This is a genomic window from Caballeronia temeraria (assembly GCF_001544795.2).
Classification (GTDB): Bacteria; Pseudomonadota; Gammaproteobacteria; order Burkholderiales; family Burkholderiaceae; genus Caballeronia; species Caballeronia temeraria.
In genome coordinates this window covers 24,222-46,738 of sequence record NZ_FCOI02000019.1, presented here as the reverse complement: position 1 = coordinate 46,738, position 22,517 = coordinate 24,222, and the positions used below count along the sequence as shown (strand labels likewise).

Genomic DNA, 22,517 nt, shown 5'->3' with positions numbered 1-22,517 from the left:
GCACGCTTCCTAAAGCGACGCGCGCTTGAACACGAAGCGCGGCACGTTGCGAATGATCAGCATGATGCCCCACCAGAACCACGGCGTATAAAGCACGTCCTTCTTCCTCTCGATACCCCGCACGATGTCCTTCGCCACTTTCTCCGGCGTCGCGACGAGCGGGCCGGGCAGCGGCAGGCCGGCGGTCATCGGCGTGGCGACGAAGCCGGGCTTGATATCGACGACATGCACGCCGACCTTGAACAACCGCGCGCGCAGGCCTTCGAGAAACGCCTGCAGCGCGGCCTTCGCGCTGCCGTACAGATAGTTCGACGGACGCCCGCGATCTCCCGCCACCGATGAAATCACCGCGAGCGTGCCGTGCCGCTGCGCTTCGAGCCGGTTGGCGATGGGCGTGAGCAGGGCGATCAGCGAGAGCGCGTTGGTGTGGAACTCGCGCACGGCGACGGCCGGATCGCTCTGACATTGCGCCTGATCGGGCAGGGTGCCGGATGCGACGAGCACGATATCGATCGAATCCATCTGCGCCGCGCAATCAGCGAGCATCGCGGCGTGATCGTCGAGCTTGTCGATATCGAGCCGATGCACCGCAGCCGACGCGGCCCCGCGCGCGGTCAGATCGGCGGCGACCTGCTCGATACGTTCCTGATTGCGCGCGACGAGAAAGAAGCGCGCGCCTTTCGCGGCCCACTCGCGGGCGCAGGCGATGGCAATGGCGGACGTGGCGCCCACGATGACGATGTTCTTCATAGGCCGGTCATTCGTTTCCAGAAATGCGACAGCATGGCCGGATCGCGAAGCGATTCGAGCTGCTGCCAGCGAGGATAAGCGGCGCGAAAATCGGCGCCCGGCATGTGCGCGTCCTTGGCCGGATAGATGCGTCCGCAGGCTTCGCGCACGATGGTGTCGAGCGCGGCGAAGAGTTGCGAATTGCGCAGTTCATGCTGCGGAAAATCGAGCGCGAGCGAGGTGCCTTCCATCGGAAAGGACAGCAGCCCGGGCGAGGGAGCGTCGCCGCAACGCTTGAGCACCGCGAGAAACGAACCCGTGCCGCTCGATGAAATGCGATCGAGCATCGCGCGCACGGCATCGCGCGCATGCGCCGCCGGCACGACGCACTGATATTGCTGAAATCCCGACGGCCCGTAGATGCGGTTCCATTCGAGCAGGCTGTCGAGCGGATAGAAATAGCCGTCGTAGCCGACGCGCGACCGCTCGAACGCCTTGCGCTGCTTCCGGTAATACAGTTCGTTGAACGCGCGCAGCGTGAGGCCGTTGATGAGCGAAACAGGCGGCGTGAACGGCACGCGGCGCGTGTTGCGCGGTTCGACATCGAGTGAACCGTGGATCGCGTGATCGCCCGCCATGAAGATGCCGCGTCCGAGCGCGGGTCCGCGGCTCGCGCAATCGACCCACGCGACGCAGTATTCGTGCTTCGCGTCGTACTCTTCCGACAGATCGAAGAACTCGTCGAGCTTGCCGAAGCGGATCGTCGTCACGTCGATGAGACTCGTGCGGATCGGCATCAACGAGAATTCGGCCCACAGGATGAGCCCTGTCAGCCCGAGCCCGCCGATCGTCGCGTTGAACAGTTCCGTGTTCGATTCGGGCGAACATTCGACGAGCGTGCCGTCGCTGCGCGCGAGGCCGAACGCGCGCACATGCCGGCCGAACGTGCCGCGCACGTGATGGTTCTTGCCGTGCACGTCGTTGGCGATGGCGCCGCCGAGCGTCACGTACTTCGTGCCCGGCGTGACGGGCAGCATCCAGCCGCGCGGCACGGCGAGCGCGAGAATCTGCTCGAAGGTGATGCCGGGCTCCGCGCGCAGGATGCCGCGCGTCCAGTCGGCGGCAATGATGCGATCGAGCGCAAGCGTCTGGAAGACGTGATTCGAACTCGCGAGGCAAACGTCGCCATAACTTCGGCCGTTGCCGAAGGCGAGCGTCGTGCCGTGTTCGCGTTGCACGTCACGCCATTGCGCCTGCGCTTCATCGCGCCAGTGCGCGGCGTGCGCGGTCTGCGGCAGGCGCGGGTAGCGGCCCCAGGAAAGCAGTTCGCTCATCGCTCAGATCGCGAGCCAGAACGCGAAGCCGCACAGCGCGACGACGAGCTGACTGATCCGGTCGCGCGCCGCGAACACAATGGGGTCGTCGTTCATCTTGCCGCGATGCGTGATGATCCATGTGCGGCTGAACCAGTAGAGCATCAGCGGACAGACCATCCAGATATATTGCGGATGCCGGTAAAGCGCCGTCGTGCGATCGTCCTGGATATACAGCGCGAGCACGAGCACCGAAAGATAGCCCGACGCTGTTCCCATCGACGACACGATGGGCAGATCGCTCGCCAGATAACCGCGTCCGCGCGCGCCTTCGCGTCCGGCTTTCATCATCGCGTGAAGTTCGGTGTAGCGCTTGACGAGCGCGAGGCTGAGGAACGCGAACATCGAGAAGGCGAGCAGCCAGAAGGTGAGCGGCACGTGGATCGCCGCGGCGCCGGCGACGATGCGCGACGTGTACAGCGCGGCGAGCACGACGACGTCGATCATCACCTGGCGCTTGAGCGCGAGCGAATAGGCGAGCGTCAGCATGTAGTAGCCGAGGAGCCACGCGTTGAATTTCCACGACAGGAAAGTCAGCGCGATCGAGAAGGCGGCGACGAGCAGGATGGGACAGAGCGCCACGCCCCACGCAAGCGGCATCGTGCCGGCGGCGAGCGGGCGCTTGCGCTTCACCGGATGCTGCCGGTCGTCCTGCAGATCGAGCAGATCGTTAAGCAGATAGACGCTCGATGCACACAACCCGAACGCGAAGAACGCCAGCACGGCGAACCCGACGGCCTCGGGCGATCTCAACTGATGCCCCGCGAGCAGCGGTATGAAAACCAGCACGTTCTTCAGCCACTGATGCAGCCGCAGCGACTTCGCCCAGACTTTGAACGTCGGCGGACGATTCTCGAAGACTTGCTCGATGTTGTCGTGCTTCGACGCGGCTCGCACGACGCCCGCATGCGGATTGACCACGTACGCGCGATCGGCGGCGGCCCAGACGGCGATGTCGTCGTGCGAATTGCCGACGTAGTCGAAGCCCTTCTCGCCGTATTCCGCGACGAGCCGGTCACGCTTGCGATGCGCCGAGAGATTGATTTGCTCGTTCGTGGCGAACACGCGATCGAAGATGCCGAGATGCTCCGCGATGCGGCGCGCGAAGGATTCGTGGCTGGCCGTTGCGAGCGCGATCGTGCGCCCCGCGGCGCGCATCTCCCGCAACCAGCCGACGACCTGCGTGTTGTAGGGCAGCGTCGTCACGTCGATGCTCACGTGTTCCGCGAGCCGGGACTTGAGTCCGGGCTTGCCGCCGCTCGTCAGCCATTGCAGCGGTTTGTAGAACTTCTGCGGGAACGCTCTCAGAAACGCGAATCCGCTCTCGACGAGGATGTCGGAGTGAATCAGCGTACCGTCCAGATCGACGACGATGGGCTTGCTCATTCGATTCACGATGAGGTGATTGGGTAAGCCCACAGCGAGGCCGAACCAGGCCTGGCGTGTAGCAAGGGCCGTTCGTTCGTCGCGGCAGGATGCCTTGTTTGCGAAATAAAAGCGCAAACAGTTGCACCATAGTCCGTTCCCGCAATGCTCCGCGACCCGTCAATTTTCGATGCTTCGTCAGCCGGGCTTCTGTGTGCGCGAGCGCATATAGAAGCGCTATTCGTGTTGCATGAATCAACGCAATGACGTACGTGCGCGACTTCCGCATGCGCGTGGCCGCGCCCGGCTTCGAGCCTCGGCTTTGTCGAGTTTTTCAAAGACATCGTATATGGTGTCGATTTTTGCTCCAAGCAGCCCGTACTAAAAGGTCGAGGGACGACTGTCCTGAGGAAGCTTCGCCTGCTCGCGTGAAGTCTGATGAAAATCAGCCTTGCGCATGTGTCACGGACGAAGCGCGGCAGCTCACTGCGGACAGGGTAGCCGGATTGAGCGCTGCCAAACATTCGCCGAATCATCGAACCTGGCTCCGAACACATGCAACTCGCGCTGCTCTACACCTTCTTCGCCGCCATTGCGACACTCGCCAACATCGGCGCGCAGGACCTCTCCATGCGCATGTACAGCGGTCCGTGGCACATCCTGTTGTCGGTATTCGTCGGTACGGGCGTCGGCCTCGTCGTGAAGTATCTGCTCGACAAGAAATGGATCTTCCGCTTCAAGGCGGAGAACGCGCGCCACGACGCGACCATGTTTACGCTCTACGTGACGATGGGACTCGTCACGACCGCAATTTTCTGGGGAGTCGAATTCGGCTTCAATCACATCTTCGGGACGACCACGATGCGCTACGTAGGCGGATGCATCGGCCTGGCGATCGGTTACGTCATCAAATACCGTCTCGACAAGCGCTACGTGTTCCGCACGTTCGCGTGACGCGACGCCAGACTGCTCGCCAACCCCAGCCATTGCCGAAACCCCCGACATTAAGGACAATCTTGACCTCCTCCACCCGTCGTTGCGGTCCGTTTTCCTTTCGTGGCGCGGACGCCCCATTTGTCCGATGAACGCGAACGCCCCGCCGATCACCCTCAGCATTTCCATCGTCGTCTACCGGCCCGATGCTGCGTTGCTCGCGCGCACCGTCGAAACGCTCGAAAGCGCGCTTGCGCAGTTGCACGACGTCGCCGGCCGACCGTGCCTGTATCTGATCGACAACGGCAATCCGGGCGAGCTCGCCGACCTGCCGGCGCCCTCGGACGCCGAATTCGACACCGTCGTGCTCAAAGGGCACGGCAACGTCGGCTACGGGCGCGGCCACAATCTCGCCATCGCGCGCGCGAACAGCCGCTTCCACCTGATCCTCAATCCCGACGTCGAGCTCAATGCCGACGGCCTGCGCCGCGCGCTCGCCTTCCTGCACGGATCGCCGGAAACCGGCCTGCTCGCGCCGTGGATCGGCGGCGACGATGGCCGTCAGCAGTTCCTCTGCCGCCGCTATCCGACCGTGCTCGACCTCTTCGTGCGCGGCTTTCTGCCGTCCGCGCTGCGCAAGCCGTTCGCGGGCCGCCTCGCGCGCTACGAGATGCGCGATGTCATCGGCGAGAACAACATCGTGTGGGATCCGCCGATCGTGAGCGGCTGCTTCATGCTCTTCAGAAGCGATGTGCTCAAGTCGCTCGGCGGCTTCGATCCGCGCTATTTCCTCTATTTCGAAGACTACGACCTGAGCCTGCGCACGCGCCGTGTCGCACGCATCGCGTACGTGCCGTCGGTGCGTATCCTGCATCACGGCGGCGGCGCGGCCAGGAAAGGCTCGGTGCACATCAAGCTCTTCGTCACGTCGGCGTACCGGTTCTTCAATCGCTTTGGCTGGAAGTGGCTATGAGCGACACCGGCCGACGCATCGCGATCACGGGCGCCAACGGCTTCGTCGGCCGCGCGGTGAGCCGCGCCTTGCTCGCACGCGGGATCGGCGCGACGGGACTCGTGCGGCGCGGCGCGCAGTGCGAGCCGGGCGTCGACGTTCGCCCGATCGACGGTCTCGAATCCATCACGCCGGACGCCTTCGCGGGCTGCGACGCGGTGATCCATCTCGCCGCGCGCGTCCACGTAATGGCCGACGCCGCTGCGCAGTCGCAGGCCGTGTTGGACGCGTACCGCGCCGTCAATGTCGAAGGCACGCTTGCCGCCGCCGAATCCGCGCGGCGCGCGGGCGTCACGCGCTTCGTGCTGATGAGCAGCATCAAGGCGCTCGGCGAAAGCGATCCGGGCCGCCCGTTCACCGAAGACGACGCGCGCAATCCGCCCGATGCCTACGGCGTCTCGAAAGCGGAAGCCGAAGTGAAGCTGCTCGAATTCGGCAGCCGCACGGGACTGGAGATCGCCATCGTGCGGCCGCCGCTCGTCTACGGGCCGGGCGTGCGCGCCAATTTCCTCGCGATGATGAGCGCCATCGCGCGCGGCATCCCGTTGCCGCTCGGCGCGATCGATGCGCGTCGCAGCCTCGTGTCCGTCGACAATCTGGCGAGCGCGGCCATCGAATGCGCGGTCAATCCGGCCGCCGTGGGCCGCGTGTTCCATGTCACCGACGGCTACGATCCGAGCGTCGCCGAACTCGCGCGCAAGCTCGGCGAGCATCTCGGCAAGCCCGCGCGGCTCGTGCCGGTGCCGGCCGCACTGTTGCGCGGCGTCGCGCGCGTGGCAGGCAAGACCGCGCAGATCGACCGGCTGACCGGCAGCTTGCGCGTCGATTCGAAGCGCATCCGCGAGACGCTCGGCTGGCAGGCGCCGCAATCGCTCGATGAAGGTCTCGCCGCCACCGCCGCCTGGTTCCGTTCGACGCGCGAACGTTAAAATACGCGCTGTTTCGACACCGGCATTTGCAAGACTTCCGACAGCTTCTGTCGGCGCGATTTTCCTTATCCGTCAGATATTTAAAACTAAACACGGCGAGCATTCGCGTATGCTTCGAGGTTTTCCCGAAAAAGAATTGCCAGGACGACCAGGGCCTCGTTTTCGACAACTCAATAACAACGCATGCTGCACTCGTATTTTGAAGCTTCGCCGCTTTTGACCGCGTCGGCGGTGGCGGTTCTGGCGTTCGCCGCGTGCGCGCTGATTCTGCGCACGCTCATCCGCACCGGCCTCGCGTGGCGTCTCGCCACCGACATCCCCAACGAGCGCTCGCTGCACGAACGGCCCACGCCGCGCGTCGGCGGCTGGGGCATCGTGCCGGTCGCGGTCATCGCGCTGTTCGTCGCGGCCCCGTCGATGTGGCTCGTCGCCGCATGCGCGATTTTCCTCGCCGCCGTGTCGCAGATCGACGACCGCCGCGGCTTGCCCGCGCGCGTGCGCTTCGCGGCGCACATCGTCGCGGTGGCGCTCGTCGTCGTCGCGCACCCGGCGGGCGTGCCGTGGTGGGCGCTCGCGTTCGTCGGCTTTCTGATGCTGTGGCTCGTCAATCTCTACAACTTCATGGACGGCTCGGACGGGCTCGCCGGCGGCATGGCGCTGTTCGGCTTCGGCGGCTATGCGCTCGCGGCGCTCGCCGGACCCGCGCCGCAGGCCGATCTGGGGCTGGCGAGCGTGGCCATCGCGGCAGCGGCGGCCGGATTCCTGACCCTCAATTTCCATCCGGCGCGGATTTTTCTGGGCGACGCGGGGTCTATTCCGTTGGGATTTCTCGCGGGCGCGCTCGGCTACTGGGGCTGGCAACGCGGCGCGTGGCCGGTCTGGTTTCCGGCAATGGTGTTTTCGCCGTTCATCGTCGATGCAACGGTGACCCTGCTCCGACGTCTCGCGCGTGGCGAAAAATTTTGGCAGGCGCATCGGGAGCATTACTATCAGCGCATGGTGCGCCTCGGGATGGGGCACGCGCGCACCGCGCTCACATGGTATCTGTTCATGCTGGCGGGCATAATGCTCGCAAATTGGGCGCTGTGGTTCTCCTTCACGGGGCAATGGGCGGCAGTGGCGGGCTGGGCAGTCGCGGTTGTGGCAGCGGGCGCGGTGGTCGACGCGCATTGGCGGCGTCATGAGACGCGCCATTCCGGACAATCTTGAGGGTCCAAGCTGATGAATCGAATAAAGGCTACATGGCTATCGGCGGGGGCGTTCGGCTTCGATCTCGTGGCCGTCGTCGGATCCTGGTTCGTGGCGTATCTGCTGCGCTTCAACGGCGCGGTGCCGCATGATTTCCGCGAGGGCGCGCTGCACGCGCTGTTCTGGGTCGTGCCGGTCTACGCCGTCGTCTTCCGCGTCTTCGGGCTGTATCGCGGCATGTGGGTGTTCGCGAGCCTGCCCGATCTGATGCGCATCTCGAAGTCGATCGTCGTCGGCGCGCTCGTCGTGATGGTGGGCGCGGTGATGTCGCAGCCGACGCCGATCATTCCCCGTTCGGTGCTCATCGTTTCGCCGCTCCTGCTGTTCCTCGCGATGGGCGGCGCGCGCGCGCTCTACCGCGCGGCCAAGGAGTTCTATCTGTACGGCGGACTCGTCGGGCAGGGCAAGCCGGTGATCGTGCTCGGCGCGGGCACGGCCGGCGCGATGCTCGCCCGCGAGTTGGCGCGTTCGAGCGAATGGCGTCTCGTCGGCTTGCTCGACGACGATCCCGCCAAGCAAGGCCGCGAAGTGCTCGGGCACAAGGTGCTCGGCTCGTTCGGCGATCTGCCGCGCGTCGCCGAGCAGTTGAAGACCGACTACGTGATCATCGCGATTCCGTCGGCGTCGGTCGAAGAGCAGCGGCGCGTCGCCACGTTGTGCGTGCGCGCGGGCGTCAAAGTCATGGTGCTGCCCGCGCTCACGCCGCTCACGCAAGGCGGCAACTTCCTGTCGCGCGTGCGGCAGATCGATCTCGAAGATCTGCTCGGGCGCGAGCCGGTGAAGATCGACATGCCGCACGTCGAGCAGTTGCTGCACGGGCGCGTCGTGATGGTGACGGGCGCGGGCGGCTCGATCGGCTCGGAACTCTGCCGGCAGATTCTGCGCTTTTCGCCGGCGCAACTCGTCGCCTACGATCTCTCCGAATACGCGATGTATCGCCTCATCGAGGAACTGCACGAGAAGTTTCCGGAGTGCTCGGTGATTCCTGTCGTCGGCGACGCGAAGGATTCGCTGCTGCTCGATCAGACGATGGCGCGCTTCACGCCGCACATCGTCTTCCACGCGGCGGCCTACAAGCACGTTCCGCTGATGGAAGAGCAGAACGCGTGGCAGGCGGTGCGCAACAACGTGCTCGGCACGCTGCGCGTCGCGCGCGCGGCGATCCGCCACGACGTGCGCCATTTCGTGCTGATTTCCACCGACAAGGCCGTCAACCCGACCAATGTGATGGGCGCCTCAAAGCGTCTCGCCGAGATGGCGTGCCAGGCGCTGCAGCAATCCGCGCCGCGCACGCAGTTCGAGACGGTGCGCTTCGGCAACGTACTGGGCAGCGCGGGCAGCGTGATTCCGAAGTTCCAGCAGCAGATCGCGAAGGGCGGGCCGGTCACGGTCACGCATCCGGAGATCACGCGCTTTTTCATGACGATTCCGGAAGCCGCGCAGCTCGTGCTGCAGGCGTCGAGCATGGGGCGCGGCGGCGAAATCTTCATTCTGGACATGGGCCAGCCGGTGAAGATCGTCGATCTCGCGCGTGATCTGATTCGTCTATACGGCTTCACGGAAGAGCAGATCCGCATCACGTTCACGGGTTTGCGTCCCGGCGAAAAGCTCTACGAAGAGCTCCTCGCCGACGACGAAACCACCACGCGCACGCCGCATCCCAAACTGCGGATCGCACAGGCGCGGGGCGTGCCGAACGATTTCATCGACGAACTGTTGCCGTGGCTCATGCAGCATCGCGTGCTGTCGGATGAAGAAGTGCGGCGCGATCTGCGCCGCTGGGTGCCCGAGTATCAGACGGCGACGCTGCCTGTGCTGCAAAGCGTGCCCGTCGCAAAGGCGGCGAACGAGCGCGGCGCGGCGCTCTGACCGCACGCGGGTCACGCATGACGACGCTCGACGAAGTTCATGCGCTGACCCACGCGGGCTCGCTGTTGTCGCCGCGCGGCGAGATCGTCGCGCCGTACGATCTCGAAGTCGCGCACGCCGATGCCGCCGGTTTCTCCGCCTTGCCCGCCAGCATCCTCAACGCGGACCGCGAACCCTTCGATCCTGATTACGCGCGCGCGCGTCGCGTGCATCTCGTCAACGCATTCGGCGTGACGCTCGGCGATTCGATCATCGGGCTGGCGGCGCTCTTCGCCGTGAAGCGCCTTTATCCGCATCTTCGATTCACGATCTACCGGCCGGCGCGCGCGCCGCGTCATGTGCAGCGGCTCTATGAACTCGCCGCGCCGCGTGCGGGCGATGTCGTCGAGCTGCCCGTGCCGCTCGCGAGCCTGCCTGCCGGCGAATTGACGATCGACATCGGCAATCAGCTTTTCTGGCCGCGCTTCGCCTCGATGCCGATGATCGACTTCTTCCTCTGGGCGATGGGCGTCGCGCCATCCGGCATCGCCGCCGGCGACAAACGCAATCGCTGGCTCGCCGATGTGCCGCTCAACGCCATCGACAGTGCGCCTTACGCGCTGTTTTGTCCGGACGCGAGCACGCCGGTGCGCAGCATTCCGGCATCGATGCGCGGGCGCATCGTCGCGCGTCTCGCGGATGAAACCGGCCTTCCGGTGATGGGATTCGGCGCGGTCGATCATCCGCGCTATCGCGATATCGCGCCGCTTTGCACGAACACGGACGACTTCCTCGCGTGGATCGGGCACGCGCGCTATCTCGTCACGGCGGACACGGCGGCGCTGCACATCGGCGCGGGCTTCGACATTCCGACGACCGCGTTCTTCACGACGATTCCCGCGTCCATGCGCGCGCGCGATTACGCGAACTGCGTCGCCGTCGAGTTCGGCCTGCCGCATCTGCGAGGCATTCACGCGAGCGCGCGCCCGGCGGATCTCGACGCGCTCGAGCGCGCGTATCGCGAGTACGACTGGCGCGCGATGCCGTTCGCGCGCGATGTGTCGTGGACAACGCCCGGGCTCAGCGCCCCTTGCTTACCTGAAACGTCGGCAGGCGGGCATACAGCTCCGCAACCCAGTCGATGAACACGCGCACGCGTCGCGGCTGATGCCGGTTGGCCGCGTACAGCACCGACACCACGCGCGGATACGACGGATACTCCTTCAGCACTTCCTTGAGCGCGCCGCTTTTGATCAGCGGATCGAGCGTGTAGCTCGAACCTTGAATCAGCCCGAGGCCCGTGACGCCCGCGGCGATGTACGAATCGCCATCGTTCACGGCGATCTTGTGCTTCAGCGCGACGGTGCGCGTCTCGCCATCGACGACGAATTCCCAGTTGCGCACGCGCCCCGAGTTGTTCAGCACGTAACCGACGGCGAGATGCTGTTCGAGTTCTTCGAGCGATGTCGGTTCGCCGTGCTTCGCGATATAGCCCGGCGACGCGCACGTGATCTGCGTATAAGCGCCGATGCGTTTGGCGACCAGCCCGACATCGCCGACCGCGCCCACGCGCACGACGCAATCGACCGCTTCCTCGACGAGATCCACTTGCCGGTCCGTGAGCAGCAGCTCGACGCCGATATCCGGAAACGCGGCGAAGAATTCCGGCAGCGCGGGAATGATCGTGTTCTTCGCCATGACCTGCGGCAGGCTGACTTTCACGTTGCCCTTGGGACTCAGCTTCGAATGCGCTAGCGACGCTTCCATGTCGTCCACTTCGCCGAGCACGCGCACGCAGCGCTCGTAATAGGCTTCGCCGTCTTCGGTGATGCTGATGCTGCGCGTCGTGCGATTGATGAGGCGCGCGCCGAGATGCGCTTCGAGCGCCTGCAGCGTGCGCGAGACGCTTGCGGGCGGCAGACGCAGGGCGTCGGCGGCTTTGGAGAAGCTGCCCGCCTCGACGACGCGCGCGAAGACTTTCATTGCAAGGAAGCGATCCATGCCCGGGTTCCGAAAAACGTGATCGCACGCGTCGATGGGCGCGCGAACGAACAGCCTGCAATTTTCACGCGACGATCATACTTGGGATCGACCGCACACGCGTCTCAAGCGAACAGGCTTTAGAGCCCGATGCCCTGACAGAGCCACCACGAGTAGTGTTCGATCATCCGTTGAAACGGCGCGTGATGGCCGTAGGCGATCGACGACACGGCGAGCAGCGCGCAACCCGCCGCGAGCGCGCGCGGCATCTTGCGCGGCTGTTCGAAAACGCGCGAGAGGAAGAGGGCGGCGATGACCGCGCCGAGCACCCAGCCCGCGACGACTTCGGCGGGCGTGTGCACGTCCTGCGCGATGCGGCTCGCCCCGACCGCCGCCGCGAGCGCGAGTCCGCCCGCTGCGCCCAGCCGATACCAGCCGCCGCCGAGGCCGCCCAGCAGCAATCCGCCCGCGACGGTGTAGATGGACGCGGCGAGCATCGTGTGACCGCTGATCATGCGCAACTGGATGACGGCGATCTCGACGCCGCAACCGGCGTAGAGAATCTTCGAGAGACCGACGAGGCCCATGCCGATCGCGAGCAGAACGGCCCAGCGCAGCGCGAGGCGTGCGTCGACGGTGCGCAGCCACAGTGCGCACACGAGCGCGAGCGGAAGAAGAAAGGCCGCATCGCCGAGGTTCGAAAGCGTCCAGAGTACCTTTGATTCCATGCGTATCCGTTTTAGGTCGGCTCGTGGGCCTGAGCGAATCCGCTTACGAGCTGTCGCTCTGTTTCCGGCGGCCCGCCATGCGGTATTCGGTCGGCGAAATCGAGAGCCGCTTGCGGAAGATTTTCGCAAGGCCGTCGCCGCTGCCCGCGCCGCAGCGCCGCGCGATCTTGTCGATGGGAAGATCGGTCGCGGCCAGCAGCATGCAGCTCGCATCGAGCCGCGCGCGCAGCAGATATTCCGAGGGCGTCAGCCCGATCTGCGCCTTGAACCGGCGCAGGAAATTGCGCTCGCTCATTGCGGCGACGCGTGCGGCATCGGTAATCGAAATCGGCCGCACGTAGTTTTCGCGGAGCCAGCGCGCGGCCGCGTCGATCTTCTGGCGCACGCCGCCGGCTTCGGTATCGTCGAGCACGGTGGCGAGCTTTTGCCACGCGCCGGGAATCGAGCGCTCCGAGACTTCACGCGCGAGCGCGGCGCCGTGATCGCGCTTGATGATCGACAGCGCCGCCGCGATCGGTCCTTTCGGATCGTCGAGCGTGAGCGTTTGTTCCGCGACGAAAAGCGGATTCGACAACGCCGGCGGAAGCGTGCGGTTCTGCACGTCGAGACTGGCCGCGGCGAGAATCTGCGCGCCTTCGCCGATCGCCTTGATGAACGGAATCTTCGGCGCGACGCGCGCGAGCCGCTTCTTCAGCATGGCATCGTTGCGTGCATGCCGCGCGCCCACGCCGCCCGCGATGAACAGCGCGTCGCAGGCGTTCATCCAGCGCGTTTCGAGGCTTTCGGTCCAGATGCGCATCGAGCAACTGCTCGCGACGCTGCCGCCATCGCTCGATAGAAACAGCAGCGAATAGTTCGGCGCTTCCGCGTGGCCGCTGGCATCGGCGGGCGGTTGCACCTGATTCGCGACGGAGAAGACCTCGGAAATCGAGCTGACTTCGACGAGCGAGAAATCCTCGAAGATCAGAACGCCGATTCGTTTCGCCGCGCTGGCCATATCGGCGGACGGCGTGTCGGGCGCCACCGCGCGCACGACCTGAAGCCTGCCCGTACCATTGGCGTACACCATCGACTTCTCCCCTGTGCGAACCGCGGCCGGCGTGAAATGCGTGTGGCCGGGGTCCCTCCATGCAGGACCGAAAGTAACGGGAAAGTGAGCTTACATGGCTCGCACTATACGCGGCGCCCGGCGGCCGCCGCGTCCCGAGTCCGAAATTGACGAACTGTTGGCAGATGATCTCGGTACCGGCGCAGGCGGAATTCGGGCGATGTACGGGCGCCCTGCCGCGTTGCGAAAGTGAACGCCATCGGGCGCGCGTCCGGCGAACTTCACGAATGAAACAAGCAAGCCTGACGAGCATCGGTCTGCGCAATCGTCATGTAAGCGGCAATCTTGACCGATTCGCAAGTTCATCCGGTAGAGAAAAATCATCGGTGCAGTGGCCGCGAACGCGCGCGTCGATTTAGCGGTTTTCGACCGAAGATTGAAACGCTTTGATTGGACGATTCGAGAAATAGTGTCGCAGCGTGCGCCGCCGCAAAACACTAGCCGATGGCGGACGGTGACAGTGCCGAAGTCCCGCGTGCACGCAGGGCTGGCGCCGACATGCGTACGTTGCGATGCAGCATCAAACCTCATATGAAAATACTGGATTATGCCGTTGAATAAAAATCGAAATGCTTAATCTAATATCGTGCGCGGCTGCTGAATTCGGGTAATGGAAAATCGCCGTTGATTAATCGGCAATCCGATCGGTCTTTTTAATCGGCGGCTGAAATTTCAATTACATCCGGTTCCTAAATGTAACGGTTAAACCAAAATTTTCCGATTTCGGCGCTTCGAAACTTCGCTTTGACGGCGTTGCATGTTTCATAAATGAATCAATTTCGCCGATCCAGGTTGGCGGTCATCGCGCCCGCCAACCCGCACAGGGCCGTAGATCAGGGCTTTGCGGCTGATGGCGTGTCCGATCTGGCGGCACGGAAACCCGTTTGCACTAACCGATCGCCTTTAAGTTTGTATGACAAATCGGAGTGGTTATCCTTGCTTTGAATGCAGACTTTCCGGAATTTGGGGAAGGATATCAATGTGCGCTCACCCTCATATCAGGACAGATTTTGTGGTTTAAGCGCGAAAATCTAGAGCACAAAAAAGATTGTCTGCTTATTATTCAAGCCAGCGGATCGATTCCGCCAACACTCCGTTCCAATCGGTCACGGCAACCCGGCGAAGTTCGGGAAAGTCCATTGATGCGCCGCAATGGCCGAGAAACTCTTGCGCACCTTCCAGGAAGCAAAGCTGCAGAGGATGACCATGCCTTACGCCACGCTTGAACCCGCCGTCATGGGCTGGACGCCACCCGCGACGAAAGCCTCGCAGACCGAAGTTCGTCAGGTCGCGATCCTGCTCTTCGAGGGCTTTTCCCTGCTCGGCGCAGGGATCGTCGCAGAGGTCTTCCACATGGCGAACGAGCTGTCGTCGGCGAAGGTGCGGCCGGACTGCACCTACGACGTGCGCTTTTTGTCGGTCGAGGGCGGCAACGTGGCGTGTTCGTCGTCGGTGCGCGTGTGGACGGACGGGCTGGATGCGCGCCACTACGGCGGCTTCGACGCGCTCTTCGTGGCCGGCGGACGCGGCGCGGATGAAGCCGCGAAGGACGATCGCATCATCGAATGGCTGCGGCGCGTGCAGTCGAAGACCACGGTCGTGCGGGCCGTCTCCGAGGGCCGCAAGGTGCTCGACGCGGCCGGCATCGGTCAGGCGCAGGACGCGCAGGCGCGCTACGGCAACGCGATGCAGCTCGTGCGCGACGACCAGCAGGGCGACGCCGGCGACCGCTACGAGTCGATGAAGGGCGCGCTCATGATCGTGAAGCGCGATCTGGGCATCGACGTGTCGCGCAGCGTCGCGGAACGTCTGATGCCGGGATCGGCGGCGAAGCTCGTGTCGATTCTTGGCGACAGCGGCGCGGCGTCCGCGGGCGACAAGATCCGCGCGGCGGCGCGCTGGTTGCAGGACAACTGCGAACGGCCGATTTCGGTCGTCGATGCGGCGCAGGTGGCCGCGATGAGCGAGCGCAACTTTTTGCGCCGCTTCAAGATCGAGATGGGCATCACGCCATCCGATTATTTGCTGCAGGCGCGCCTCGCCGTGACCTGTGCGCTTCTGACGGATTCGGAGTTGCCGGTCGACAAGATCGCGCGCAGAAGCGGCATGGGCAACGGCGACCGGCTCGCGAAGATTTTCCGCAAGCGTCTCCTGATCTCGCCGACGGAATACCGGATGCAGAGCAGACGCGAGGCGAACGGCTGACCCGCGCGCCAATGTGACGTGGGCCGCTCAGGCGCCGACGATGGCGTAAAACGTCGGACCTTTGGCCGGACCCGATCGGTCCGGCACTTAATCATTTCCCGGACGGCATCATCGTCCGTATGAACAGGCAGGCAGGAGTCCTCTATGACGAATGAAGCACGCACGGAGAGTGGGGTGAAGCAGGGAGCAGCAGGCGTTGAGGCAGGCCCGGCCAGGTTGGCCGGGCCGTGCCGCCGCCTCGTCCCTGTGATCCTCGCCGGCGGCTCGGGCACGCGCCTGTGGCCGATGTCGCGTGAACAATTCCCGAAGCAGCTGATCGGCGTCGTCGGGCGTGACTCGTTGTTGCAGGCTACCGTCTCGCGGCTGAAAGGCTTCTCGGGCGACTTCAAGGTCGACGGCGAGCCGATCATCGTGTGCGGCGAGGAGCATCGTTTCACGACGGAAGAGCAGACGCGCGAAGCGGGTGTCGATGCCCGCATCATCGTCGAGCCGGCGCGCCGCGACACCGCGCCCGCGCTGACGCTCGCGGCGCTCGCCGCCGTGAAGAACGGCGAGGACGCGATCATGGTCGCGATGCCGGCGGATCACTCCATCGCCGATATTCCGGCGCTGCATCGCGCGATCGCGATTGCGGCGGAGCACGCGGAGCGCGGCGTGATCGCGACGCTCGGCATTCCGCCGACGCGTCCCGACACCGGCTTCGGCTATATCCGTCTGGGCGCGGCGCTCGATGACGGCGCGCACGAAATCGACCGTTTCGTCGAAAAGCCGGCGGCCGAACTCGCGGCGCAATACGTCGCGGCGGGCACGTACTGGTGGAACAGCGGCATTTTCGTGGTGCGCGCGAGCGTGTGGCTCGCAGCGCTGCAACAACTGAACGCCGACATGTACGCGGCCTGCACGGCCGCCGCGCAGGAAGGCGAAGCGGACGGCAAGTTCTTCCGTCCGCACGCGGCGCAATTCGGCCGCGCGCCGTCCGACTCGATCGACTATGCCGTGATGGAGCACATCGGCACGCCGACGAAGCCGTGCGACGGCATCGTCGTGCCGCTCGTCGCGGGCTGGTCGGATCTCGGCTCGTGGGACGCCGTGTGGGACGCGATGGACAAGGACGAGGCGGGCAACGTCGCGAGCGGCCGCGTGGTGTTCGAAGGCGCGACGTCGAGCTATGCGCGCTCCGAAGGCGGGCGGCTCGTCGCGTGCGTCGGCACGACCAACGTGATCGTCGTCGAGACGGACGACGCCGTGCTCGTCGCGGACCGTTCGCGCGTGCAGGACATCAAGGGGCTGGTGGCGCGCATCCGCGAGCAGCATGCGCCCGAGGCGGACACGCATCGCAAGGTGCGCCGTCCGTGGGGTTTCTACGATTCGATCGAGCACGGCGAGCGTTTCCAGGTGAAGCGCATCGTGGTGTCGCCGGGCTCGAAGCTGTCGTTGCAGATGCATCACCATCGCGCGGAACACTGGATCGTCGTGTGCGGCACGGCGCTCGTCACGCGTGGCGAAGAACAGTTTCTTCTGAGCGAGAACGAATCGACGTTCATTCCGCTCGGCGTGCGGCATCGTCTGGAGAATCCGGGCAAGGTGCCGCTCGAGATCATCGAGGTGCAGTCGGGGAGCTATCTCGGCGAAGACGACATCGTTCGCTTCGACGATACCTACGGGCGCAGTTGACGGCTCGACGGGCGATGGCGTGACGGATCAGGCAGCAGAGTGTCTTGCAACGGCTTTCATTCTAAAAAGACGGGCCAACGCGAGGAGGAGACCGGAGAGGGGCGGTAAAGGGCTGATTGCGTTCCGGGGATAAAAACATGCGCGATTTACAGGGATTGCTCGCGCGCCTGTTCGACGTCGTGATGATCGTCGGCGGTGCGGCAGTGGCGTCGCAAATCAGGTTCGAGTACATCGAGGCACACACCTATTCGGTGGCGTTCGTCGCATTCGCGGCGGCGTTCTCGCTCGCGCTCTTTCCTGGATTCGGCGTCTACCAGTCGTGGCGCGGCCGCAGCAAGCTTCAGCTTGCCTGCCAGGTCTCGCTCGGCTGGCTCGTCGTGCAGGGCTGCGCGCTCGCGCTGATGTTCTCGCTGCATCGCCTCGACTATGTGTCGCGCCTCTGGTTCGCCTACTGGACCGCGATGTCCGGCGGCCTCATGATCGCCGGCCGTCTCATCACGCACGCGATCCTCGCGCATATGCGCAACGCGGGCCTGAACCTGCAACAGGTGGCGATCGTCGGTTGCGGCAGACATTGCGATTCGATCCTTCGCAAGATCGAGCGTTCGCAGGACACGGGCTTTCGCATGCGCGCGGCGTTCAACGCGGCGGCAGGCAAGGCGCGCCTGAATACGCGTGTGCCGGTCTACGACGACTTCGACGCGTTCGTCGCCTTCGTGCGCACGCAGAACGTGCATGAAGTTTGGCTTGCGCTGCCGCTTTCCGAGGAACGCACGATCCTGCGTTTCGTGAACGAATTCCGCGACGATCTCATCAACGTGCGTTTCATTCCCGACGTGCGCAGCCTCGCGCTCTTCGAAAGCGGCGTGACGGATCTGCTCGGCCAGCCCGCGATCAATCTGGTCGCGTCGCCGCTGTCGGCATCGGCGCAGCTGCAAAAGGAACTCTTCGACCGCGTGTTCGCGCTCGGCGCGATCATCGCGGTTTCGCCGGCGCTTATCTGCATTGCGCTCGCCATCAAGCTCACGTCGCGCGGGCCGGTGTTTTTCCGGCAACGCCGCAAGGGCGCGGACGGCCGCGTCTTCACCATCTACAAGTTCCGTTCGATGCGCATGCACACGGAACAGGCCGGAGTGCTCCAGCAGGCCACGCGCAACGATCCGCGCGTGACCCGTGTCGGGGCATTTCTGCGCCGCACCAGCCTCGATGAGCTGCCGCAGTTCTTCAACGTTCTGCGTGGCGACATGTCGGTCGTGGGCCCGCGTCCACACGCGCTCGAACATGACGACCTGTATCAGAAGGTCGTATCGGGGTACATCCATCGTTACCGGATCAAGCCAGGCATCACCGGCTGGGCCCAGGTCAACGGTTTTCGTGGGGAAACGGATCGGATCGAAAAGATGGAAGGACGCGTCGCTCACGATTTGTACTATCTGGGTAACTGGTCGTTCGGCCTCGACATGAGAATTATCGCCGCAACGATCTTCAAGGGACTACGCCACACCAACGCTTACTGATGCAGGGGACGACCATTATGCACAACCAACAACAACCGGGCACCACCTCCATGGCCGCCAACACCAACGTGTCGCGTATCTTCCGCCTCACGAGCGTGGCTGCGGCAGCTTCCATCGCCGTGATCCTGACGGGTTGCGGACTTTCGCCGGGCATGCACATGGAAAAGCCCGCCCAGCTCGTCGAGACATCGAACGATCAGGGCGATCCGGCCACGACCACCAACATCCCGATCACGACGATCGACGCCGCGCTCGTGAAGAAGATGCGCATGGCGCAGCCGGCGCCGGGCAACGATCCGAACGCGTCGCTTTACGGCAAGCCCGCGCCTTACAAGCTGGGCGTCGGCGATGTGCTGCAGATCACGGTGTGGGATCACCCCGAGCTCGTCGCAGCGCTCGGCCAGCCCGCCAACCAGACGCGCACGTCGGATGCCGCGCCGGGCTTCGTCGTCGATGCCGACGGCAATCTGCAGTTTCCGTACGTGAATCACTCGCTGCATGTCGCGGGCAAGACCGAGACGCAGGTTCAGCGCGAGCTGTACAACGAGCTCTCGAAGGTGTTCGTGAAGCCGCAGGTGACGGTGCGCGTCGCTTCGTTCCGCGCGTCGCAGGTGTATATCGACGGCGACGTGCGCACGCCGGGCTCGCAGCAGATCAACGACATTCCGATGACGCTCACCGAGGCCATCGGCCGCGCGGGCGGCTTCGCGACGACGGCGGATCAGAGCCGCGTCACGCTGATCCGCGATGGCGTCACGTATCACATCAACATGGCCGGCATGACGTCGAAGGGCCGCAGCCCGTCGGACATCATGCTCAAGCCGGGCGATGCGCTGCGCGTCGATTCGCGCGACGAAAACGGCGTCTACGTGATGGGCGAAGTGACCAAGCCGGCTACCGTCATCCCGATGCGCAACGGCAAGCTCACGCTGTCGGATGCGATCTCGCAGGCGGGCAGCTTCAATCCGGAAACGTCGAACCCGCGCGAGCTGTACGTGATCCGCAATGGCGCGACGGACCAGCCGGAGGTCTACAAGCTCGACGCGATTTCGCCGGTGGCGATGCTGCTCGCGAACAACTTCGAGCTTCAGCCGCATGACGTCGTCTACGTGGACAACAACGGCCTCGTGCGCTTCTCGCGCGTGCTCAACCTGCTCCTGCCGGCGATCAACGCTGGTTTGACGGCGGCCGTGCTGACGAAGTAAGCGCTTGACAGCAAGTGTCTGACCGGCGCGCGCGGGGCGCGCCGGAGTATCACGGTTCGACTTAAAAAATATAAGCGAGCGAGATCATGGCGATGAACTTTGATACGCGGTACGTGGATGTATCGACGGGCGACGAGTTGCGCCTGTCCGATTATCTGGCCGCGGTGATGCGCAACTGGAAGCTCGTGACGCTCGTCATGCTCGCCGTGGTCGCGCTCGGAACCTCTTATGCCTATCTCGCGCCGCCGACCTACAAGGCGGACGCGATGATCCAGGTCGACGAAACCGCCGCCGCCAACAACAGCGCGAACGCCGGCGCGAAGGCGCTGCAGGCCGTCGTTCCGCAACTGAGCGAGGCGAAATCGCCGACCGCCGCGCAGATCGAACTCCTGCGCTCGCGACTCGTCATCGAGGATACGGTGCGGCGTCTGCATCTCGACATCGACGCTGCGCCGCGCGCGTTTCCGGTCATCGGCAAGCTCGTCGCCAATGTATTCGCGATGCTGAACCGGCCGATTCCGCCGGGCTATCTGTCGCGTTTCGCGTGGGGCGGCGAAGCCATCGACGTGCCGCTCTTCGACACCCCGAAGGAACTCTACGATAAAAAGTTCACGCTCATCGCGGGCGAGCGCGGCGCATACGAACTGCGCGATGTGAACGGCCTGCGCGTGCTTGCCGGCCACGTCGGTCAGGAAGCGTCGGGCGCGACGCCGCAAGGCCCGGTGACGCTCAAGGTCGACAAGCTCGACGGCAAGCCCGGCGTGCAGTTCGAACTGCAACGCTTCTCGACGATCACGACCATCGATCGTCTTCAGCAGCGGCTGACCGTGGCGGAGACCGCATTGCAGTCCGGGATCATCGGCGTATCTCTGGAAGGTAGTAATCCGAAGCAAATTGCCGCGATCGTCAATAACATTGCTAACCGCTATGTGCAGCAGGATACGCAAAAGCGCTCGGCGGAAGCGGAGCAAACGCTCGCGTTTCTGGAGCAGCAATTGCCTCTCGTGAAGAAGCAGCTCGATGATGCCGAGCAACGCCTGAGCGCGTTTCGCAACAAGCAGGGTTCGGTGGATCTCTCCGAGGAAAGCCGCTTGCTCCTGCAGCAGATCGTCGACAACAAGACGAAGCTCTCGGATCTTCAGCAGCAGCGCGCGGAGCTGTCGCTGCGATTCACGGCGAATCATCCGTCGGTGCAGGCGCTCGATGCGCAGATCGCATCGCTCACCGCCGCGCAGACGCGTCTCGGCAAGAACGTGTCGACCTTGCCCGATACCGAGCAGACCGCGCTGCGCTACACGCGCGACGTGCGCTCGAACAGCGAGCTCTACACGAACCTGCTGAGCAGCGTGCAGCAACTGCGTATCGCGAAGGCGGGGCAGGTCGGCAATGTGCGCATCGTCGATCTCGCGCAGCCCGCCGACGATCCCGTGCGTCCGAAGCGCGCGCTCGTGATCCTGATCTCGGCGGCCATCGGCCTCGTGCTCGGCATCATCGCGGCGTTCGTGCGCAAGTCGTTGTGGGGCGGCGTCGAGCGACCCGAAGATATCGAACGGCAACTGGGCACGCGCGTCTTCGCGATCGTGCCGCGCAGCACGCAGCAGCTTCGCTTGCAGCGCCAGGTCGGCATGCGCCGCGAAGGGCTGCACGTGCTCGCCGCGCAGGCGCCGGAGGATGCGGCCGTCGAAGGCATACGCAGCCTGCGCACGTCGCTGCAACTGCAGCTCGGCGAGGCGCGCAACAACGTCGTGATGCTGACCGGCTCGCGGCCCGAAGCGGGCAAATCGTTTCTGTCGGCGAATCTCGCGACGCTCGTCGCGTCGACGAGAAAGCGCGTCTTGCTGATCGATGCCGACATGCGCCGCGGCGATATCCACTCGCATTTCGGCGTGCGCCATTCGCCCGGTCTCTCCGAAGTGCTGATGGGCGCCGACACGACCGACGTCATCATCCACGACGTGCTGCCGGGCGTCGATCTGATTCCGAAGGGCTCGCTGCCGTCGCATCCGGCGGAACTGCTCGCGAGCGATCGTCTCGGCGAGATTCTGGGCGAGCTGAAGCAGCGCTACGATCTCGTGGTCATCGATACACCGCCGGTTCTTGCCGTCACCGACGCGACCGTCGTCGGCCGGCACGCGGGCACGAGCCTGCTCGTCGTGCGGCACGGCAAGAATCAGGTGCAGGAAATCGGCGAAACGATGAAGCGCCTGTATCACGGCGGCGTGCACATGAAAGGCGTGCTGCTCACCGACGTGCCGCAATCGAAGGTGTTGATGGGCAGCACCTACGCAGGGTATTACGGCTACGAGAGCATCGCGGAGTAGACACCCTCAATACGGCGACTTGTAGATGTCGCGCGCTCGCGCGGCATTCGACGCCGGCGCCTTGAGACCCGGAGGCGCCGGATAGAGCGTCGCGGCCGCGCTTCGCGGCTTCATCAGCGCTTTCGCGCCGGTCTTGCGCGTGTCCGGACGCAGCCGCGCCCCGCCTGCCGGATGCCCCACATAACCGTTTTGCTGCCCGAGCAGCGCGTCCATCGACGATGCATCGGCGAGATCGTCCGCATGCGCCAACGATGGCGCGAGCGCGCCCAGAGCCAGCGACAAAAACGCCGCGCGTAATGCGTGCTTCATGCGTCACCTCCCGGTCGATCGATACAGCCGCGT

18 protein-coding genes are annotated in these 22,517 nt (G+C 64.5%); 11 read left to right on the top strand and 7 right to left on the bottom strand.

The features are described from left to right. Nucleotides 1-9 precede the first annotated feature (9 nt). From AWB76_RS24580 to AWB76_RS24570, 3 genes are read right to left on the bottom strand one after another with little or no spacing between them, the layout of a single operon-like run. Entirely contained in the window at nucleotides 10-750 is a 741-nt protein-coding gene (locus tag AWB76_RS24580; RefSeq protein ID WP_061162743.1) for an SDR family oxidoreductase, read from the bottom strand. Next, nucleotides 747-2,063 (bottom strand): FAD-binding oxidoreductase, encoded by a 1,317-nt coding sequence (locus AWB76_RS24575; protein WP_061162742.1) that lies wholly within the window; start codon nucleotides 2,061-2,063, stop codon nucleotides 747-749. Before AWB76_RS24575 ends, AWB76_RS24580 begins: the two co-directional genes overlap by 4 nt. A 3-nt stretch (nucleotides 2,064-2,066) precedes the next feature. Next, nucleotides 2,067-3,488: a UbiA family prenyltransferase gene (locus AWB76_RS24570; RefSeq protein ID WP_061162741.1), complete on the bottom strand. Its 1,422-nt coding sequence runs from the start codon at nucleotides 3,486-3,488 to the stop codon at nucleotides 2,067-2,069. A 534-nt stretch (nucleotides 3,489-4,022) separates the two neighbouring features. Here AWB76_RS24570 and AWB76_RS24565 point away from each other — a divergent pair. From AWB76_RS24565 to AWB76_RS24540, 6 genes are all read left to right on the top strand, one after another. Then, nucleotides 4,023-4,421, top strand: coding sequence for a GtrA family protein (locus AWB76_RS24565; protein WP_061162740.1), 399 nt, complete (start codon nucleotides 4,023-4,025; stop codon nucleotides 4,419-4,421). Nucleotides 4,422-4,548: 127 nt separating this feature from the next. Then, a complete protein-coding gene (locus AWB76_RS24560; protein WP_061162739.1) occupies nucleotides 4,549-5,373 on the top strand; it encodes a glycosyltransferase family 2 protein in 825 nt (274 codons plus the stop codon). Continuing rightward, on the top strand, nucleotides 5,370-6,341 hold the full coding sequence (locus AWB76_RS24555; protein WP_061162738.1) for a UDP-glucose 4-epimerase family protein: 972 nt from the start codon (nucleotides 5,370-5,372) through the stop codon (nucleotides 6,339-6,341). Before AWB76_RS24560 ends, AWB76_RS24555 begins: the two co-directional genes overlap by 4 nt. A 183-nt stretch (nucleotides 6,342-6,524) precedes the next feature. Then, complete coding sequence (locus AWB76_RS24550; RefSeq protein ID WP_061162737.1) at nucleotides 6,525-7,550, top strand: MraY family glycosyltransferase; 1,026 nt, start codon at nucleotides 6,525-6,527, stop codon at nucleotides 7,548-7,550. 12 nt (nucleotides 7,551-7,562) lie between these two features. Next, a complete protein-coding gene (locus tag AWB76_RS24545) occupies nucleotides 7,563-9,458 on the top strand; it encodes a polysaccharide biosynthesis protein (RefSeq protein ID WP_061162736.1) in 1,896 nt (631 codons plus the stop codon). A gap of 17 nt (nucleotides 9,459-9,475) precedes the next feature. Beyond that, nucleotides 9,476-10,582, top strand: coding sequence for a glycosyltransferase family 9 protein (locus AWB76_RS24540; protein ID WP_061162735.1), 1,107 nt, complete (start codon nucleotides 9,476-9,478; stop codon nucleotides 10,580-10,582). Here AWB76_RS24540 and AWB76_RS24535 read toward each other — a convergent pair. From AWB76_RS24535 to AWB76_RS24525, 3 genes are all read right to left on the bottom strand, one after another. Then, a complete protein-coding gene (locus tag AWB76_RS24535) occupies nucleotides 10,518-11,438 on the bottom strand; it encodes a LysR family transcriptional regulator (protein WP_061162734.1) in 921 nt (306 codons plus the stop codon). The genes AWB76_RS24540 and AWB76_RS24535 overlap by 65 nt on opposite strands. A 119-nt stretch (nucleotides 11,439-11,557) precedes the next feature. Continuing rightward, a complete protein-coding gene (locus tag AWB76_RS24530; RefSeq protein WP_061162733.1) occupies nucleotides 11,558-12,145 on the bottom strand; it encodes a phosphatase PAP2 family protein in 588 nt (195 codons plus the stop codon). Nucleotides 12,146-12,188: 43 nt separating this feature from the next. After that, on the bottom strand, nucleotides 12,189-13,214 hold the full coding sequence (locus tag AWB76_RS24525) for a GlxA family transcriptional regulator (protein WP_061162732.1): 1,026 nt from the start codon (nucleotides 13,212-13,214) through the stop codon (nucleotides 12,189-12,191). Nucleotides 13,215-14,459: 1,245 nt separating this feature from the next. Here AWB76_RS24525 and AWB76_RS24520 point away from each other — a divergent pair. From AWB76_RS24520 to AWB76_RS24500, 5 genes are all read left to right on the top strand, one after another. Continuing rightward, nucleotides 14,460-15,458, top strand: coding sequence for a GlxA family transcriptional regulator (locus tag AWB76_RS24520; RefSeq protein ID WP_061162838.1), 999 nt, complete (start codon nucleotides 14,460-14,462; stop codon nucleotides 15,456-15,458). Between the two features lie 144 nt (nucleotides 15,459-15,602). Next, the gene (locus AWB76_RS24515; RefSeq protein ID WP_061162731.1) at nucleotides 15,603-17,132 is read left to right on the top strand and encodes a mannose-1-phosphate guanylyltransferase/mannose-6-phosphate isomerase; all 1,530 of its coding nucleotides are present in this window, start codon (nucleotides 15,603-15,605) and stop codon (nucleotides 17,130-17,132) included. A 137-nt stretch (nucleotides 17,133-17,269) separates the two neighbouring features. Continuing rightward, a complete protein-coding gene (locus tag AWB76_RS24510) occupies nucleotides 17,270-18,649 on the top strand; it encodes an undecaprenyl-phosphate glucose phosphotransferase (protein ID WP_061162730.1) in 1,380 nt (459 codons plus the stop codon). Nucleotides 18,650-18,699: 50 nt separating this feature from the next. After that, a complete protein-coding gene (locus tag AWB76_RS24505) occupies nucleotides 18,700-19,854 on the top strand; it encodes a polysaccharide biosynthesis/export family protein (RefSeq protein WP_061162729.1) in 1,155 nt (384 codons plus the stop codon). A gap of 86 nt (nucleotides 19,855-19,940) precedes the next feature. Next, nucleotides 19,941-22,175: a polysaccharide biosynthesis tyrosine autokinase gene (locus AWB76_RS24500; RefSeq protein WP_061162728.1), complete on the top strand. Its 2,235-nt coding sequence runs from the start codon at nucleotides 19,941-19,943 to the stop codon at nucleotides 22,173-22,175. 6 nt (nucleotides 22,176-22,181) lie between these two features. Here the strand turns inward: AWB76_RS24500 and AWB76_RS24495 are convergent, their stop codons facing one another. Next, nucleotides 22,182-22,484 carry a hypothetical protein gene (locus AWB76_RS24495; RefSeq protein WP_061162727.1) on the bottom strand — a complete coding sequence of 101 codons (303 nt, stop codon included), beginning with the start codon at nucleotides 22,482-22,484 and terminating at the stop codon, nucleotides 22,182-22,184. Between the last annotated feature and the right edge of the window lie 33 nt (nucleotides 22,485-22,517).

What these genes read in the sequence shown, in the direction of transcription:
- AWB76_RS24560 (WP_061162739.1), top strand. Translation starts at nt 4,549, where the DNA reads ATGAACGCGAACGCCCCGCCGATCACCCTCAGCATTTCCATCGTCGTC.
- AWB76_RS24525 (WP_061162732.1), bottom strand. Translation starts at nt 13,214, where the DNA reads ATGGTGTACGCCAATGGTACGGGCAGGCTTCAGGTCGTGCGCGCGGTG.
- AWB76_RS24520 (WP_061162838.1), top strand. Translation starts at nt 14,460, where the DNA reads ATGCCTTACGCCACGCTTGAACCCGCCGTCATGGGCTGGACGCCACCC.
- AWB76_RS24565 (WP_061162740.1), top strand. Translation starts at nt 4,023, where the DNA reads ATGCAACTCGCGCTGCTCTACACCTTCTTCGCCGCCATTGCGACACTC.
- AWB76_RS24495 (WP_061162727.1), bottom strand. Translation starts at nt 22,484, where the DNA reads ATGAAGCACGCATTACGCGCGGCGTTTTTGTCGCTGGCTCTGGGCGCG.
- AWB76_RS24580 (WP_061162743.1), bottom strand. Translation starts at nt 750, where the DNA reads ATGAAGAACATCGTCATCGTGGGCGCCACGTCCGCCATTGCCATCGCC.
- AWB76_RS24500 (WP_061162728.1), top strand. Translation starts at nt 19,941, where the DNA reads ATGGCGATGAACTTTGATACGCGGTACGTGGATGTATCGACGGGCGAC.
- AWB76_RS24535 (WP_061162734.1), bottom strand. Translation starts at nt 11,438, where the DNA reads ATGGATCGCTTCCTTGCAATGAAAGTCTTCGCGCGCGTCGTCGAGGCG.
- AWB76_RS24510 (WP_061162730.1), top strand. Translation starts at nt 17,270, where the DNA reads ATGCGCGATTTACAGGGATTGCTCGCGCGCCTGTTCGACGTCGTGATG.
- AWB76_RS24550 (WP_061162737.1), top strand. Translation starts at nt 6,525, where the DNA reads ATGCTGCACTCGTATTTTGAAGCTTCGCCGCTTTTGACCGCGTCGGCG.
- AWB76_RS24515 (WP_061162731.1), top strand. Translation starts at nt 15,603, where the DNA reads ATGACGAATGAAGCACGCACGGAGAGTGGGGTGAAGCAGGGAGCAGCA.
- AWB76_RS24555 (WP_061162738.1), top strand. Translation starts at nt 5,370, where the DNA reads ATGAGCGACACCGGCCGACGCATCGCGATCACGGGCGCCAACGGCTTC.
- AWB76_RS24575 (WP_061162742.1), bottom strand. Translation starts at nt 2,063, where the DNA reads ATGAGCGAACTGCTTTCCTGGGGCCGCTACCCGCGCCTGCCGCAGACC.
- AWB76_RS24570 (WP_061162741.1), bottom strand. Translation starts at nt 3,488, where the DNA reads ATGAGCAAGCCCATCGTCGTCGATCTGGACGGTACGCTGATTCACTCC.
- AWB76_RS24545 (WP_061162736.1), top strand. Translation starts at nt 7,563, where the DNA reads ATGAATCGAATAAAGGCTACATGGCTATCGGCGGGGGCGTTCGGCTTC.
- AWB76_RS24540 (WP_061162735.1), top strand. Translation starts at nt 9,476, where the DNA reads ATGACGACGCTCGACGAAGTTCATGCGCTGACCCACGCGGGCTCGCTG.
- AWB76_RS24505 (WP_061162729.1), top strand. Translation starts at nt 18,700, where the DNA reads ATGGCCGCCAACACCAACGTGTCGCGTATCTTCCGCCTCACGAGCGTG.
- AWB76_RS24530 (WP_061162733.1), bottom strand. Translation starts at nt 12,145, where the DNA reads ATGGAATCAAAGGTACTCTGGACGCTTTCGAACCTCGGCGATGCGGCC.